Origin of the sequence: Chitinophaga japonensis (genome assembly GCF_007830125.1) — a bacterium.
GTDB classification, from domain to species: Bacteria; Bacteroidota; Bacteroidia; order Chitinophagales; family Chitinophagaceae; genus Chitinophaga; species Chitinophaga japonensis.
On sequence record NZ_VLLG01000004.1, the window covers coordinates 594,067 to 610,819 of the forward strand.

Sequence of the window (16,753 nt, forward strand, 5' to 3'; positions counted from 1 at the left end):
CCCTTACACCAGGGTCTCCTTCCGGACAGGCAGGGAACCGCTCCTGCGCCTGGCCGGGCGGCAGGGAACGATCTCCCGGAAAATACGGAACCGGCGTACGCCCAGCTTTTGCAACAGGTATTGCAGGCTGACGCGCAGCACGCCGGTTCCGTACACCAGGCTCCGGGTAAAGTTGATGGAGGAAGCCTCCTGGAAATAGTTGGTGGGACAGGTGATCTCCGCTATTTCATACCCTTTATAGAAAATCTGGGCCAGCAGCTCGTTGTCGAACACGAAATCATCGGAATTATGCTGGAATGGCACAGACAGGAGCACATCTTTATGATAGGCACGGTAACCGGTATGGTATTCTGACAGCTTCTGGCGCATCAGGATATTCTGGATGACCGTCAACAACCGGTTGAAGCAATATTTATAACGCGGCATGCCGCCCTTGATGGCTCCCCGGCCCAATATACGTGAGCCTAACACTACCGGGTATACGCCGCTGGCGATCAGCGATACCATCGGGGCGATCAATGCCGGCGTGTACTGGTAATCCGGGTGCAGCATCACGATAATGTCCGCCCCCAGCTCCAGGGCCTTGTGGTAGCAGGTTTTCTGGTTGCCCCCGTACCCCTTGTTCTTCTCATGGCAAACAATATGCGCGATACCGATCCCCCTGGCCACCGCTACGGTATTGTCCCGGCTGGCGTCATCCACCAGGATCACCTCATCTACCAGTTCGCGGTTGATCTCCTCGTAGGTGCGTTGCAGCGTTTTAGCCGCATTATAGGCGGGCAGCACCACCACTATTTTATGACCGTTGAGCATAAGGCGATTTTGAGGGTTCTGTTACTTAAAGTTACACCCGGCGCAGGTGGCAGGGTTGTAATAACCCCTTTTTGTTGTATCCGCTTTTCGCAAAAACACAAAATATTTTTATGATACGGAGCATTTTTATCCCGGCTTGCCTTTTACTCTTGCTGCCGGCTGCCGCGCTGCACGCACAAATCCATGCCTGGAGCGCGCAGGCCACCTGGATCCGCCCCGGTTATATAGAGGACAGCGTACTACGCCCCTGCCCCATCTTCCGGAAAATATACCATGCCCCCCGCAACATTCGCAGCGCTATGCTCTACATCACCGCACTGGGCCTGTATGAAGCGGAAGTGAACGGACAGCGGGCAGGCGATGCTTACTTTACCCCCGGCTGGACCAGCTATGATAAACGCCTGCAATACCAGGCATACGACGTCACCAAACTGCTGCAAGCGGGTGACAACGAGCTGCGGGTCACCATTGGAGAAGGCTGGTACCGCGGCGCATTCGGCGGGCTGATGCAGCGGGATAACTACGGGAAGGAGGCGGCCCTGCTGTTGGAACTGGACGTCACCTATACCGACGGCAGCAGCGCAGCGATCGTATCGGATACCGGCTGGCAGTGCGGCACCGGGCCGATACTACATTCGGATATCTACGGCGGGGAAATACTTGATGCCCGCGTCGCTACCGGCAACTGGCGGGGAGTGATCCCGGCGCAGGCCCCGGCAGCGGCGCTGGTGCCTACCCTGAGCGAGCCCGTTACCAAACAGGAAAGCTTCCGCCCGGTAAAAATATTTACCACCCCTGCCGGGGAGCAGGTGATCGACTTCGGGCAGAACCTGGCCGGCTGGGTACGCATCCGGGTGAAAGGCAAACCCGGTGATACCATCCGGCTCTCCCATGCCGAAGTGCTGGACAAAGCAGGGAACTTTTATACCGGCAACCTCCGGCAGGCCAGGGCTACGGATACGTATATACTAAGAGGGAACGGGCCGGAGATATTTGAGCCGCATTTTAGCTGGCACGGCTTCCGCTATGTAAAAGTGGAAGGCTGCGATGCAAAAGCGGCGGATTGGCGGGCGATAGCCTTGTATTCCGCACTGGAACGGACCGGCGCCTTCAGTTGCTCCGACCCGCTCATCAACCAGTTACAGCATAACATTGAATGGAGCCTGAACAGCAATTTCCTGGACATTCCCACCGACTGCCCCCAGCGCAGCGAGCGCCTGGGCTGGACCGGCGATGCGCACATCTTTTACCGAACGGCCAGCTTCAACCGCAACGTGCAGCGCTTCTTTGCCAAATGGCTGCAGGACCTGCAGGCAGACCAGCGCGCCAACGGCGCTGTGCCCAACATTATTCCCAACCTTTACCGCAACCTGCCGGGAGCCGGGAAAAACGGCGTGGCCGGCTGGGGCGATGCCGCCGTGATCATTCCCTGGACGCAGTATTGGGTGTATAATGATACGGCCATCCTGCGGGCGCAATATGCCAGCATGAAGGCCTGGGTAGATCATATACAAAGCATGAGCAAAAACGACCTGTGGACGGTGAACGGCTATGGCGACTGGCTGGCGCCGGGCGACTCCACTTCCCTGCCCTTTATAGACCAGTGCTACTGGGCCTGGTCCACGCAATTGCTGGTGCGTACGGCTACCGTGCTGGACCGGCAGGAAGATGTGCAATACTATAGCGCCATGCTGCAAAGGGTTAAAGCTGCCTTCCTGCAGCACTATATGGCGCCAGGGGGCAAAACCATGCCCAACACGCAAACTTCCTACGTACTGGCCTTACAGTTTGACCTGCTGCCGGACAGCCTGCAGGGCAAAGCCGCCGCCCGGCTGGCGGCGCTGATCCGCGCGAACGATAACCACTTAAGCACCGGTTTCCTGGGCACCCCCTACCTGCTGCACGTGCTGAGCCGGCACGGCTATACCGATGTGGCCTATACGCTGCTGCACCAGGACACCTACCCTTCCTGGCTGTACCCCGTGAAAATGGGCGCTACTACCATCTGGGAAAAATGGGACGCCATCCGGCCGGACAGCAGCGTGCAAGCCACCTCCTATAACCACTACGCCTACGGGGCCATAGGCGACTGGCTGTACCGGGTAGTGGCCGGTATTGACGCCGCCAGCCCGGGATACCAGCGGATCATTATCCGGCCACAGCCAGGCGGCCGGCTCACCTGGGCAAAAGCGCGATACCGCTGCCCGTATGGGGACATCGTGTCTGAATGGCGGATACAGCGCGGCCGGCTGCATATGCGGGTGGAGATACCGCCCGGCGCCAGGGCTATGGTGTATGTGCCGGGACAGACCGGTAAGGAGGCTGGCCCGGGGAAACATGTGTTTGCGGCTCCGCTGCCGGCAACAGTATTCTTACGGTAAGCAGCAATGAAAATCCCACCAGCAACACCATCGGCACCACCTGGTAGCGCAGCACCACCGGCGTAGCAAACACGCTGAAACAAAAGTTCAGGAACAGGAAAGCCGCTGTTAACAGCACCGCAGCGTTGAATAGCCGGCTGTTATTCCTCCATTTCCCCCCGAGGCAGAAAAAAAGGAAGCAGCCGGCAAAGTAAACATTCATCACCATGAAGAAAAGCGGGTACAAAGCAAACACGTAGCCCTGGAAGTAGATGGATGGCAGCAGCCGCACTTCATCGCTGTCCAGTTGGAACCATACCACCGCCGCGCCGAACATGCGGCGCATGCCGATATTGTAAAAGCCGAACTTTTCCAGGTAAGGCAGGAAATAGTTTTTGGTATTCGGCCAGAGGTAGTAGCGTGCAAAAGCAAAGGGATGCTGTTTGATCAAATGCGTGCCATAGGCTTTATAGACAGGCGATACGGCTCCCCATGCCCTGAAATGGGTAGGCGCGTCTACAAAATTATGATAACGTGCCAGCATATACGGTTTGAGTATCGCATTGGGCATCTTTATAAAAAAAGTACCCTCGATGTCCGCCAGCACCCGCTGCTCCGGCGGCACCTCCCGGAAATAGCGCCGGGCCATCCGGTCCAGTTCCAGGGTACCGGGCGGCAGTTGCGTGGTATCCACCTCAATATGCTCATACATATACAACGCGTTATTGGCGATCTGCCAGCCGCCAAACACGGAGAATTCCGCCGTACCGGTAGCCGCTTTTGTTTGCTGCTGCGTATAGAGAATAAACGGCACGATCAGCGCCCAGGGCGCCACAATGCCGGCTATTTTCAGCGGCCAGCGGTAAGCCGCCAGCAGCAACGCCACGATTCCTGTAAGGGGATAATAGATAGCCGTGTAGCGGATGGTAAAAGCCAGGCCGATGAGCAAGGTGGTGACCACGATATGAGATATCCGGGGTTGCCGGAACATCCGCAGGTACAGCGTGAGTATCACCAGGCTGACAGCGCAGAAAAGCGCATCGCTGAGCACACAGTTGGCCAGGTACAGGAACAGCGGGTTAAAGAACAGGAAAATGAACAGCACCCGTTGCCCCCAGCGGGGTAAGCCATACAACCGCAGCAGGGAAAAGAAAAAATACAGCAGCGCCGCCTCCAGTATCATATATTGCAATAATACCAGTACAGTATGCGAGGGGGTGAACAGGCGCACCAGGGCAATGAACCTGGAATACCCGATGGGCCACAGGTTCACCGTCATATGATACAGGTTGGTATCCATGTAGCTGTAAGAGTCGGAAATAAAATCCGGGAAGGGATACAGTATCTTGAAGATGATGAACTGCAGCAGGCCGCCGGCCAGCGCTATCCAGAGATATCGTTTGTGCGCTTGTAGCATAAGACAGGGTTAAGATAGTTGAAGGGCATGGCGGCCCGGCGTATAACCAAAACGGCGCCGGAATGCCCGTATAAAGTTCTGCGAGCGATAGCCCAGCATGGCGGCGACCTGCTTCACGGGATATTGCTTGTCATGCACCAGCCGCAAAGCCAGGCGCATTTTTTCCTCTTGCCGGTGCTGCACCACCGAATGCCCGTAGAGTTGCCGGAAGCCTTTGTTGAGCTTATAGGCACTGATGCCAAAGCGGCGGACCAGCTCCCGCAGCTCCCACTCCTTGCCGGTTTGCTGCAACAGGTCCGCTACTTGGTAGAGCACCCCGATCTCCTGCCAGTTGAGCCGGACGGCCGCATGCACCGGCTTTTCCTGTAAGGTCTGCAGGCCCGCCCGTACCAGTTGCTGCGCGCTGCCGGGCTGCCCCTCGCGGAGGGCGTCCAGCCAACGCAACAGGGTGATGTCGGCCATCCCGTTGTACAGCCCTAAGCGAGCGGGCAGGCCTCTCTCCACGCGTTGCAGGAAAGATGTAAGCAGTGGGGAGCCGGCAGCAAAGCGCTGGAGATAAGCGGGCGGGAGCATGATATCCGCAAAGGCATAAAGCTCCTGCTGGCCGATCTGCAGCTCCGCGGAAAAGTACGGGATATGCAGGAGGTTAAAACTCCTTTCGTGGAACAGCAGCCGGCCGGCCTGGGACAGGTACAACTGGTGGGAACGGGCCAGCGCAAAGCGGAAGATAATGCCCGGCTCGTCCAGCCATAGGAAAGTTTCCTGCTCCCGGGAGTAAAAATGGCCAAAGCGCACCCTGATATCCCCTTCCACCAGCTCCTGGAAAAGAAAAAAGCAATGGCTGCCGGCAGTGGCCACCACCTGGTGCAGGGCGCCGGGGAACAGGAGGCTATCCAGCAGCGGAGGGATATGCGCGCTGCATGGCAATGGGCCCCATTTATTGGAATACAGCCGATGGGTCATGGCAAAACGGTTTTGGGTCCAGTTTGCGTTGAAAGAAAACAAGTGTCCCGCCTCAACAGGCAGAACATTTCCATCTCCTCAAAATAACAGACACAACCGGGTAGTCCTTCCCGGTGTGACCGGAAAATTCATCCATTGTATAGGACACTATAAATTTCCGCCGAAAATCCCGGATGCATGGTAGACTTTCGGACCAATTTTGGGTAGACTTTCGGACCAAAATCCGGTAATGGCCGGCAAACCCCGTCATTTTGCCCGCTAAAATTTGGCTAAACGGCAAATTTCCGTTATCTTCACTGGATTTTAATAGTATGTTACTACACTGACGGAATGAATGCAACCTCAGATACTGCTAATAAACTACTAACTGATCACAATAATCATCATAAACGAATAAGGAACATTGAACTTTCACGAATTTGGCTTTGACGACGACCTGCTGGACGGTATTTATGCGATGGGTTATGAAACCGCTACCCCTATACAGGAAAAGGTAATCCCCCCCATCATTGAAGGCAGGGACATTATTGCATCCGCACAAACCGGCACCGGTAAAACTGCCGCATTCCTGCTACCCGTACTGCACAACCTGCTGACGTCTCCCAACGATGAGCACAGCATCAACGCGATGGTCATTGTGCCCACCCGCGAGCTGGCTATCCAGATATCGCAGACGCTGGAAGGGCTTACCTATTACACCTCCATCAGCTCCATCGCCGTATATGGCGGCACCGGCGGCGCATCCTTTGCCGCGGAGAAAAAAGCATTGTCCGCCGGGGTAGATATCGTGATCTGCACCCCGGGCCGCATGATCGCCCACCTGAACATGGGCTATGTGAATGTAAAGCAACTGAAATACCTGGTGCTGGACGAGGCGGACCGCATGCTGGATATGGGCTTCCATGACGATATCATCAAGATCATTTCTTACCTGCCCAAAGAAAGGCAGAACCTGATGTTCTCCGCCACCATGCCGCCCAAGATCAAGCAACTGGCGCTGAAGATCCTGCAAAACCCGGTGGGCATCGCCCTGGCCCTCAACAAGGCCCCGGAAAAGATCGTGCAGGAGGTATTCATGATCCAGGAACAGCAGAAGATAGGCCTGGTAAAACATGTGCTGTCCCAGAAGCAGTTTGACAGCGTGATCGTTTTCTGCTCCAGCAAACAGAATGTAAAGCAACTGTACGCGGCGCTGAAACAGGCCCGCTTCTCCATAGAAATGATCCACTCCGACCTGGAGCAGGACAAAAGGGAACAGGCCCTGCTGGACTTCAAGAACAAGAAGCTGAAGATACTGGTGGCCACGGACATCCTGAGCCGCGGCATCGATATAGAGGATATCGACCTGGTGATCAACTACGATGTGCCCAAAGACGCGGAGGATTATATTCACCGCATCGGCCGCACGGCCCGCGCCGCCTCCGACGGTACCGCCTATACGTTTGTCAGCGGTAAGGAAATGGGCCGCTTTTCCCGGATAGAAAAGACCCTTGGCCGTCCCGTGCCCAGGGGTACGGTGCCCGAACAGTTCGGCCCCCCGCCTGCCGCCCGTCCTCCCCGTTCCGAACGCCCGGAAGGCAGGAATGGCAAGCGGCCCGGCGGCCATAAGCCCGGCGATAAACAACGGTTCAAACGCAAATCGAAACCCAAGCCCAGGCAGCAACCCGGCACCCCGTAATAATTAAAAATTAAGAATTAATAATTCTCGTAACAGGAGCGTCTCAATGCAACACCGGCCTTACGATTATTAATTATTAATTCTTAATTATTCATTGCTAATCAACTGTATCCCGCTCTTGGTAAAAGTGATCAACTGCTGCTTGTACAGGCTCCCGGCAGCCATTTTGAAGGTCTTTTTGCTCATGCCGAAAAAGGCGTAGATCTCGTCCGGGTCGGATTTATCATGATAGGGCAGGTAGCCGTTGTTCTCCCGCAGCAGGCGCAGTATTTTGGCGCCTTCGTCCTCCACTCTTTTGTAGCCGGCCTGCCCCGGAGCCACATCTATCTTGTTGCCGGCCTTGATGTTTTTGACAAAGCCGGGTAGGCGCTCGCCGATATCGAGGGGCCGGAATACGTCATTGAAATGCAGCAGGCCGGTATGCTGCCCGTTGATGATCACCACGTAACCAATGTCGGTACGCCGGTACACGATCAGCTCCACGGGGTCCATTTCCTTTACGGCAAGGGTTTCATTACTGAGATAGGGATCGATCTTTTCTGTAGCGGCCAGGCGCCCGCTGAGGTTATCGATATAGATCCGCACCAGGTACTCCTGCCCTTTATGCATGCGGGACAACTGCTGGGATTTGGGCACAAAAAGGTCCTTCATCAGCCCCCAGTCCAGGAAAGCACCCTGGTCCGTCACGTCCACCGCCTTCAGCAGGAGGATGTCGCCCGCCACGCCTTTGGGCTTTTCCGTGGTGGCGATCAGCCGGTTCTCGGAATCATGATAAAGGAACACCTCCAGTTCGTCGCCCGGTGATGTGCCGGCCGGCACGTATCTTTTGGGCAACAGGATCTCCTGGTCGCCGCCGTCCAGGAACACCCCGAAATCTGCGGCTTTCTTTACTTTCAGCTTGTTATAGGCGCCAATCTTTATCATAGCGGCAAATGTACGATAAAAAAAAAGCCTGCTGACATAGGGCTGTCACTACCCCGTCTTTCCTTTGTATCACAAAACCACTACTCTATGTTACACGCTACCATTACCACTGCCGCTCCTGCCGCCTCCCTGGCCTCATTGACCCGCGATTACGCTGTTTACAACGAATGGGCCAACCAGCAACTGGTGGACTGGCTGCAGGCCAAGCCCGCCCACCTGGCAGACGAGGCCGTGCCCTCCAGCTTTGCCGGCATCAAACAGACCCTGTTCCATATCTGGCAGGTACAGAGCTTCTGGCTGGGCGCCCTGCAGGGCAGGGAGCCGGAAATTGCCTATGGCGCCGTTTTCATGGGCAGTGTGGAGGACGTGTATGCCGATATTCTGCAGCAATCCGCCGCCTTTACCAGCTATATCCGGTCGCTGGGCGACGAGGAGCTGGAGGAGATCTGCTATGTGGACATTCCTTTTGTAGGGGAAGTGATGCGCCCCGTGTTCGAGATCGTGCAGCATACCATGAACCACAGCAGCTACCACCGCGGGCAGCTCATTACCATCGGGCACCAACTGGGCTGGCACGATGCGCCGATGACGGATTACATGTTCTACCTGCTGCGGGTCAAATAGCGGACCCTGCAGCCGGGTTACAAGGGAGCTGCGCTAGCTTTACCTGTAAATAAGACTACGCGCTATGAACTACCCTTCGTTAACCACCACCGGTTTCCTGGAACAACTGGAAACCCTGCTCCGCACCTTTGACTGCCACCGCTACCCTGCCGGGCATATGCCCCGGTACGACTGGAAAAAACTGGTAGAAGCAGGCGTGGTGTTACCCATCATCCCGAAGCACCTGGGCGGCAGGGGCAGCCACGAAGAGGTTTGCCACATCATCCGTAAGGCGGCCTACTACAATGTATCCCTGGCTATTTATATCAACATTACCGGGTTGCTGTTCATCCGCAACGTGATGAACCACGGCAGCCCGCAGATCCGGCAGGAATTCCTGGACGACCTGTATGAACATGCCGCGCTGGGCGGCTTTGCCGTTACGGACCCTGTATCCGGATCGGACCCTACGCTGATGCAGGCCTTCTATGAAAAAGTGGAGGGCGGGTACCGGGTGACCGGGCGCAAACACTGGCAGGCTTTCAGCAAAACGGCCGACTGGTGGCTGATCATGGCCCGGGAAGCCGGCGACCGGGCCGGCGAGTTCAACGGCTTTATCCACCGGCGGGCCAATGGCGGCTTTGACACCCTGCAGCTCTACTCCCCCGCAGGCACCCGCCTGATCGACTACGGGATGAACAAAATGAATGTCTTTATTCCTGATCATGCCCGGCTGGCGGTGGACCATATGTCCTTTACCATGCTACTGGAGCTGATCGGCGCGGCCTGGTCCCAGTGGGCCGCCATCGCCTGCGGCTTCCTGGAAAGGATCTACGCGGAGGCCCTGGCCTATGTGCAAAGCCGGCCCACCGCCGGCGGCACCGTAATGGACATCGGCTACGTGCAGTACCGCCTGGGCGTCATGGCGGCCGCCAGCCAGGTGTGCCAGGCGCTGTACCTGTATGTGCTGCACCAGACGGACTGCGTGCAAAGCGAGATCCGGGACATCTTCGTGGTGCGCGCCGTAAAAACGCTGGCATCGGACCTGATGCTGGACGCCGCCCTGCACTACCAGCAACTGTGCGGCGGCGAGGGCTACCGCTATCATGTTTCCAGCAATATTGCCGCCCAGGCCATGCAGGACGCCCGGGGCTTTTCCATACTGGGCGGCTCCAATGACATGATCTACCCGCTGATCACCCGGCATTTCCTGGACGCCTGCGGCGAACAGGGGCATCTTACCTTCTTTTCCATGCTGGGCAGCTTTCCCCATACGGCCCCTTCCGCCCGCTATATTGCCGCCTATGCGCCCGCGCTGGAAAAAATGCCGGAGGGCCATGCGGAAATGGTATTGTACGGTAAGGTGCTGGCGCGCCTTTTCGGCATAACGGCCATTACCCTGTACAGCGCGGAAATGGAACTAACGGAGGCCAATACACGTAGCGCTATCGCATGCTGCGTGGCCGGCATTGCAGGTATCATAGCGGAACTGGCTGCGACAGCAGTAATGGTGGAGGTCAGCGGAAAAAAATAGCACATGCGTTTCAGTAGCAGCACAGGATATTAATTTTGTACCTGTAAACGGACAGCAAACCATTATGGACACCGGTGCCCTCCATACCCCAGCCGCCTATGCCGGTTATCTTGCGGAGCAAGCCCCATTCCTGCAACTGCCGCAGCATGAAATCACGCGCAACGGCGAGACCCTTTCCGTACAACTGGGCAGGGCCGGCGATTACCGCCTGCAGGACTTCACGGACCTGATGCTGGTAACCGGCACCCTGGGTGCGCTGAACCTGGCCCTGCTCCATGCGGAAGAAGCCAAAGGATACATCCTGATGGAGCGCCTGCGGCTGGTGCGCTACGGCACGGAACACAATAACAGTACGCTGCACGCGGCGGTGACCAGCACCCGGCTGTCCGGCCGGAAAGGACAGGGCATCGCGCATATCAGCAACGATGCCGGGCAGCAGCTTTACTGCATGACCACGGGCTACCATATTTTCAGCACGGCGGATTTTGCGCGGCTGTTTGCCCAGCACCGGCGCGTGGAAACGCCGGGCATGGAGCAGGACACCGTGCTGCCGGCGGTGGAAAACCGTTATACGGCCGATCCCTGCGTGTACCGGACCCATATAGCGCCTTTTACCCACCGGCATTGCCTGGGGCATTTTCCCGGCTACCCCTGCGTGCCCGCCTCCTTCGTGATGCGCTGCCTGCTGGGCGGAATGCTGGAATGGCTGAAGCGGTATGCGCCGGTGAGCGCGGACCAACTGGTATTTGACAACGTGGAAATATTCACCGCCCGGATGATGCCGGTAGCAACGGCCCTGGCCGGCGCCGTGCAGGTATTGCACACTTCCCGGCGGTCCTATAAGTTCATTGTTAACCTGGAACAGGCGACAGATGCCGCCATCATTTACGGACACTATATCATCGACTTACAGAGTATGCCTTTATGCTAACGTTATGAGCGCTGTGTAACCACTAACCATTTAAATATTGCTGACTATGAAACCTATCACGGCTGCTATTACGGCAGTGGGAGGATATGTGCCTGAGTATATCCTCACCAACCATGAGCTGGAACAAATGGTAGATACTTCCGACGAATGGATCACCGCCCGTTTTGGCATTAAGGAAAGGCGCATATTGAAGGGCATGGACAAAGGCACTTCCGACCTGTGCACGCCTGTAGCCCTGGAAATATGCGAGCGGCGCGGCATCCGGCCGGATGAAATTGAAGTGCTGATACTGTCCACCGCCACGCCGGACCGGATCACGCCATCCACCTCGCTCATCGTCATGAACAAGATCGGCGCGCGCAATGCCTGGGGGCTGGACATCAACGCCGCCTGCTCCGGCTTCCTGTGCGCGCTGGACATTGGCGCCAGCTTTATTGAAAGCGGCCGTTATAAAAACGTGATGGTGATCAGCGGCGACAAAATGAGCGCGGTGGTGGACTACACGGACCGCACCACCTGCGTGCTGTTTGGCGATGGCGCGGGCGGCGTGCTGCTGGAGCCCGCCGGCAACGGTTATGGCGTAAAGGACGTGCTGCTGCGCAGCGACGTAAGCGACATAGACGGCCTGCACATCAAGGCCGGCGGCTCCGCACGCCCGGCTACCAGCGCTACGGTAGACAGGCGGGAGCATTACGTGCAGATGAACGGCAAGACCGTGCTGAAATATGCCATACCCGGCATGATCAGGGCCGTACAGGACCTGATGGCCCGCAACCAACTGCAAATAACGGACATTGACTGGCTGGTGCCGCACCAGGCCAACAAACGCATCCTGGAAATGGTGGCCCGGGAGCTGGGCATCCCGCAGGAGAAGGTGATGATGAACATCCACCGCTATGGCAACACCTCCGCCGGCACCGTGCCCCTGTGCCTGTGGGACTACCGGCAGCAGCTAAAAAAAGGCGACAAGCTGGTGCTGGTGGCTATCGGCGCCGGGTTTATCTGGGGCGCCAGCTATATTACCTGGGGCCTGTGATGATCTTTCAACCAAATCTCTTTTTATGGATAAAATAACAGCGGCCATTACCGCGGTGGGCGGCTATGTGCCGGAAGACCTCCTCACCAACCGGGAGCTGGAGGAAATGGCGCAGGTATCGGACGAATGGATCGTGTCCCGCTCCGGTATCCGGGAAAGAAGGATACTCAAAGGCGAAGGCAAGGCCACTTCCGATATATGCGTACCTGTAGCACTGGAAATATGCCGCAAGCGCGGCATCTCCCCGGATGCCATCGAGGCCCTGATAGTGGCCACCATTACGCCGGACATGCCCATGCCCTGTACGGCCAACATCGTGACGGACAAAATAGGGGCGCGCAATGCCTGGGGCATAGACGTAAATGCCGCCTGTGCCGGCTTCCTCTACGCCATGGACATCGGCGCCCGCTTTATTGAAAGCGGCCGTTACCGGAATGTAATGGTGATAGGCGCGGATAAAATGAGCGCGGTGATCGACTATACGGACAAGACCACCTGCAGCATTTTCGGGGACGGGGGCGGCGGCGTACTGCTGGAGCCTAACCACGAAGGATACGGGGTGCTGGACAGCATCCTGCAAACGGATGGCAGCGGCGCGCGATACCTGTACATCAAGGCCGGCGGCTCCGCCCTGCCGGCCAATGCAGCTACCGTGGGCGAGCGCGCGCATTACGTGTACATGAACGGCGGCCCCATTTACAAGCAGGCCGTGCACTCCCTGGAGAAGGTGGCGCGGGAGCTGATGGACCGGAACGGGTTAACCGTGCAGGATATATCCTGGCTGGTGCCGCACCAGGCCAACAAACGCATTGTGGACGCCGTATCCCGGCAACTGGGCATTGCCACGGAAAAGGTGATGCTGAACGTGGACCGTTACGGCAATACCACCGCAGGCACCATCCCGCTCTGCATGTGGGATTATGAGCACCAGCTCAGGAAGAACGACAAGCTGGTGCTGGCTACTTTCGGAGCAGGCTTTATGTGGGGCAGCAGCTATATCCGCTGGGCATACGACGGCGACGCCGTTACTGCGCCAGGTAGCCGCCATCAATAGCGTAATAGCTGCCGTTCACAAAAGAAGCCCGGGCGGAACTAAGCCACAACACCAGCTCCGCCACTTCTTCCGCCCTGCCAAAGCGGCCGCCCGGGTGCCTGGTCAGCAGCAGGTCCAGTTGCTCCGGCGTGAAATTATTTTCTACCATCGGCGTATCGATAATGGCAGGGCCTACGGCATTGATGCGGATGCCTCTGTCCGCATACTCCAGCGCGGCCGTTTTGGTAAGACCGATAATGCCATGCTTGGTGGCGGCGTAGGCGCTGATGCCGGGAAAGCAGATCTGCCCGGCTACGGAAGACATATTGATAATGACGCCGCTGCCCTGCGCCAGCATAGCGGGCAACTGGTAGCGCATGCAGTAGAAGGTACCGTTCAGGTTGGTGTTGATCACGCGCTGCCAGAGCTGTTCGTCAAAATCAACCACGGGCACGGGCGTATGAAAAATGCCCGCGTTGTTACAGGCAATGTCCAGGCGGGAAAAAGCGGCGAGGGTGGCATGGACCAGCATTTCGCAGTCCCTGGCGCTACCTACATCCGCTTTGACGTACAGCGCTTCTCCGCCTGCTTCGGTGATCTCCGCCACTACGGCTGCTCCCCTTTCGTCGTTGGTGCCGTTCACCACTACTTTAGCGCCGGCCTGCGCATAGGCGATGGCGATGCTTCTGCCGATGCCGGAAGTGCCTCCTGTTACCAGCGCTACCTTGTTCTTTAACAGTGTTTCCATGGGATCAATAAGGTTTGCACAAAAATAGCAGGCGCTACTGTAAGCAGGCATCAGTATTACAGCAACAACACATCGATCCGGTGGGCCTGCACCACCTGCGCCTGCTCCGACCAGGAGAACACGGTAAAATAGCCGTCCTGTGAAGCTACCAGCGCCAGCGCATCATGCTGGTCGTGCACAAACTGGGCGGCGGACAGGTGCCGGGTGCCGCCGATGCTGGAAGGATGGATGAGGATAGGGCTGCCGCCTATCACCGGCTCCATGAACTGCATCTGCTCCACGGGCGTGGAATAGTCGGCCCGGGCTATTTTGGCGCCAAAGGTCAGCAGCGAATGCCGGTCGTTGATCACCGTAGCGCCGTCTACGGCCGTGAGGCCGGTAATATTTTCCACTTCCCGCTTTAACGCGTTCTGCCAGTAGATATCGCTGGCCTTGCCGCAGTCGCGCTGCACGAGGTCCGTAACGCCGGTAAAGGCAGGATGAACGGCATACTGCAGGGGATGGATGATGGAGGCCCTCCAGTTCTCGTGCGCGGAGGGGGTGACCAGTAAAATACCGCCCCGCCCGTGGGCGCGCATGCCCACGGCGATCTGAATAAGCACATTCACCGGGTCGCTCCACAGCGCGGAAGAGCTGAGGCCCAGCAGGGAGGTAAGAATGGCGGGACTGTCGGGCAGCAGCCCGGTGTTCTCGTCCACCACCTTTACCTGGTCGCCGCGCAGCACCGCCACGTTGGTGAACTTGCCCAGGCCGATGATGCGGCGCTGCTTTACCACCAGCAGGGCCGGCTCCGATACGTCCAGCACAAAACAATAATTGGGCAGTTTGATGGTAGTGCCCCATATATACAGCTCGCCGTCGTCGTGCCAGATACCCACGTGCACGCCTGCACGCTCCACACCGGGGGCCAGCTTGCTGAGCACTTTCGAGTTCAGCGGCAGGCGCCTTTCAAACAACAGGGGCTTGCCGGCCTGGGAGGGCTTCAGGAAAGCCAGGGATATTTTGGTGGATGTTCCTTCTTCTTTGCGCAGGCTGGCCCAGAAGGCCACGTCTATGATCTTCTCTACTATCTTTGCGTCGGGCAGGCAGGCCAGGTCTTCTTCACCGTTCTCCTTTGCGGCGGCCAGGTGTTTCAGGAAATGCGTTTCTATCACATCGGATACCTTGGCGGCTGCCTGGTAAGTCGTTTCATGAATCAATTCCATACATAAGTTATTAATACCAATATCACTTGTTGTATCCTGCCGCAAGTTAACCTTTTCACGCATATTTCGGCGCCAGCCCCCGGAGGCCGGTGGTATGAGGCCTTCGTTATCAGGCAATTAAGAATGTATAGCCCCGCCTGTTGAAAATTTTAACACAGGCTTCATGTAAATGAAAAATATTTTATATATGTTTACACCCGTTAACCGCCGGAAATTATTTTTTAATCACACCTATGCCAAAAACCACTCGTAGCACGCAAAGCACCCGGTTGTTTACCTTCAATGTGATCGGATTGGTGGCACTGCCCTGCCTTTTTACCGGCCATACCGCCATGGAACAACCACAGCAATTACCGTACAATGACACTATCAGCATCTCCATTGTAGGCGATATGATGATAGGGTCCAGCTATCCTTCCCCTCACCTGCTGCCACCGGAGCAGGAAGGCAATATCCTGCAGCATGCCATTCCCTTTTTGCGGGAAACGGATCTTCGTATAGGCAATCTGGAGAGTGTGATATCCGACAGCGCGGCCGTGTATAAAAAATGCGGCGTTACACAATGCTACGCCTTCTGCACGCCGCCCAAATACGCCCGGTGGTACAAAGAGGCGGGGTTTGAGTACCTCAACCTTTCCAACAACCATTCCTATGACTTTGGGCCGGACGGGATACAGCATACGCTGGCTTTCCTGGAGCAGCAGGAGATCCGCACCAGCGGCGTGCAGCAGCACCCGGTGGATACGCTGACCGTACGCAATACGCGCATCGGCTTTGTGTCCTTTGCGCCGCACAACAACTGCCTGGACCTGAACAACGATTCACTGGTGCAGGCCTATATTACAGAGCTGCGCCCGCTCTGCGACGTGCTGCTGGTATTCTTCCACGGGGGCGCAGAAGGCACTACGCGCACGCATATACCGAAAAAGCGGGAGTACTTCTACGGCCAGGACCGGGGCGATGTGATGCGCTTTGCCCATCTTTGCGTGGATGCCGGCGCCGACATGGTGATCGGCTCCGGACCGCACGTGGTGCGGGGCATGGAGCTGTACAGGGAAAAGCTCATTGCCTACAGCCTGGGCAACTTTGCCACCTACAGCCTCTTCAACCTGAAGCATCCCTATAACCTGGCCCCGCTGCTGCAGGTGAAGATCACGCGGCAGGGCGTGCTGGTGGAGCACAAGGTGCTGTCCTTCCTGCAGCATGGGGAAGGCATTCCCAAACCTGACACCACGCTGCAGGCCATGAAGCTTATCAGGGCCTTGTCGCAGGAAGATTTTGGCCTGGCGGCGGGGTTGCATTGAGCCCCCCTTGTTTCCAGTTTCCTGGCCCTTTTCCTGGTTGCCCGGAGCTATGCTGCTGCCTTGCCCGTTATCAGCGGGCAGCCTTTATCCGACCGAATCGCCGCTACCTATGACGTGCGCATTACGTTGGTGCGGACGGACGGCAACTGGGAGGGCGCCCCGACGGCTTTATCACCGTACCGCTGGTATACTGGGTAGAATAGT

Annotated in this window: 14 protein-coding genes; 8 read left to right on the forward strand and 6 right to left on the reverse strand. The window is 57.1% G+C overall.

Going from position 1 to position 16,753, the window contains the following annotated elements; all coding sequences use genetic code 11:
• Window positions 1-3: 3 nt before the first annotated feature.
• Complete coding sequence (locus LX66_RS19540) at window positions 4-813, reverse strand: glycosyltransferase family 2 protein (protein WP_145716679.1); 810 nt, start codon at window positions 811-813, stop codon at window positions 4-6.
• A 110-nt stretch (window positions 814-923) separates the two neighbouring features.
• Here LX66_RS19540 and LX66_RS19545 point away from each other — a divergent pair, with 110 nt between their 5' ends.
• Window positions 924-3,194, forward strand: coding sequence for a family 78 glycoside hydrolase catalytic domain (locus tag LX66_RS19545; protein ID WP_145716682.1), 2,271 nt, complete (start codon window positions 924-926; stop codon window positions 3,192-3,194).
• Here the strand turns inward: LX66_RS19545 and LX66_RS19550 are convergent.
• On the reverse strand, window positions 3,100-4,590 hold the full coding sequence (locus tag LX66_RS19550; RefSeq protein ID WP_145716684.1) for a hypothetical protein: 1,491 nt from the start codon (window positions 4,588-4,590) through the stop codon (window positions 3,100-3,102). The genes LX66_RS19545 and LX66_RS19550 overlap by 95 nt on opposite strands.
• Before the next feature lie 9 nt (window positions 4,591-4,599).
• Complete coding sequence (locus tag LX66_RS19555) at window positions 4,600-5,553, reverse strand: helix-turn-helix transcriptional regulator (RefSeq protein WP_145716686.1); 954 nt, start codon at window positions 5,551-5,553, stop codon at window positions 4,600-4,602.
• A 403-nt stretch (window positions 5,554-5,956) separates the two neighbouring features.
• On the opposite strand from LX66_RS19555, the gene LX66_RS19560 reads away from it, so the two are divergent.
• Window positions 5,957-7,231, forward strand: coding sequence for a DEAD/DEAH box helicase (locus LX66_RS19560; RefSeq protein WP_145716688.1), 1,275 nt, complete (start codon window positions 5,957-5,959; stop codon window positions 7,229-7,231).
• 87 nt (window positions 7,232-7,318) lie between these two features.
• On the opposite strand, the gene LX66_RS19565 is transcribed toward LX66_RS19560, so the two are convergent.
• The gene (locus tag LX66_RS19565; RefSeq protein ID WP_145716690.1) at window positions 7,319-8,155 is read right to left on the reverse strand and encodes a CvfB family protein; all 837 of its coding nucleotides are present in this window, start codon (window positions 8,153-8,155) and stop codon (window positions 7,319-7,321) included.
• A gap of 87 nt (window positions 8,156-8,242) precedes the next feature.
• On the opposite strand from LX66_RS19565, the gene LX66_RS19570 reads away from it, so the two are divergent.
• From LX66_RS19570 to LX66_RS19590, 5 genes are all read left to right on the forward strand, one after another.
• A complete protein-coding gene (locus tag LX66_RS19570) occupies window positions 8,243-8,779 on the forward strand; it encodes a DinB family protein (RefSeq protein WP_145716692.1) in 537 nt (178 codons plus the stop codon).
• Window positions 8,780-8,843: 64 nt separating this feature from the next.
• The gene (locus LX66_RS19575; protein ID WP_145716694.1) at window positions 8,844-10,292 is read left to right on the forward strand and encodes an acyl-CoA dehydrogenase family protein; all 1,449 of its coding nucleotides are present in this window, start codon (window positions 8,844-8,846) and stop codon (window positions 10,290-10,292) included.
• A gap of 64 nt (window positions 10,293-10,356) precedes the next feature.
• A complete protein-coding gene (locus tag LX66_RS19580; protein WP_145716696.1) occupies window positions 10,357-11,223 on the forward strand; it encodes a hypothetical protein in 867 nt (288 codons plus the stop codon).
• A gap of 46 nt (window positions 11,224-11,269) precedes the next feature.
• Complete coding sequence (locus LX66_RS19585) at window positions 11,270-12,259, forward strand: beta-ketoacyl-ACP synthase III (RefSeq protein WP_145716698.1); 990 nt, start codon at window positions 11,270-11,272, stop codon at window positions 12,257-12,259.
• A 25-nt stretch (window positions 12,260-12,284) separates the two neighbouring features.
• The gene (locus LX66_RS19590; protein ID WP_145716700.1) at window positions 12,285-13,313 is read left to right on the forward strand and encodes a beta-ketoacyl-ACP synthase III; all 1,029 of its coding nucleotides are present in this window, start codon (window positions 12,285-12,287) and stop codon (window positions 13,311-13,313) included.
• Here LX66_RS19590 and LX66_RS19595 read toward each other — a convergent pair.
• Window positions 13,285-14,040, reverse strand: a complete 756-nt coding sequence (locus LX66_RS19595; protein ID WP_211366388.1) for an SDR family NAD(P)-dependent oxidoreductase — start codon at window positions 14,038-14,040, stop codon at window positions 13,285-13,287. The two genes, LX66_RS19590 and LX66_RS19595, sit on opposite strands and share 29 nt — an antisense overlap.
• A 56-nt stretch (window positions 14,041-14,096) precedes the next feature.
• Window positions 14,097-15,245, reverse strand: a complete 1,149-nt coding sequence (locus LX66_RS19600) for a putative sensor domain DACNV-containing protein (protein ID WP_211366391.1) — start codon at window positions 15,243-15,245, stop codon at window positions 14,097-14,099.
• 233 nt (window positions 15,246-15,478) lie between these two features.
• Here LX66_RS19600 and LX66_RS19605 point away from each other — a divergent pair, with 233 nt between their 5' ends.
• Window positions 15,479-16,549, forward strand: a complete 1,071-nt coding sequence (locus LX66_RS19605; RefSeq protein WP_145716702.1) for a CapA family protein — start codon at window positions 15,479-15,481, stop codon at window positions 16,547-16,549.
• Window positions 16,550-16,753 lie beyond the last annotated feature (204 nt).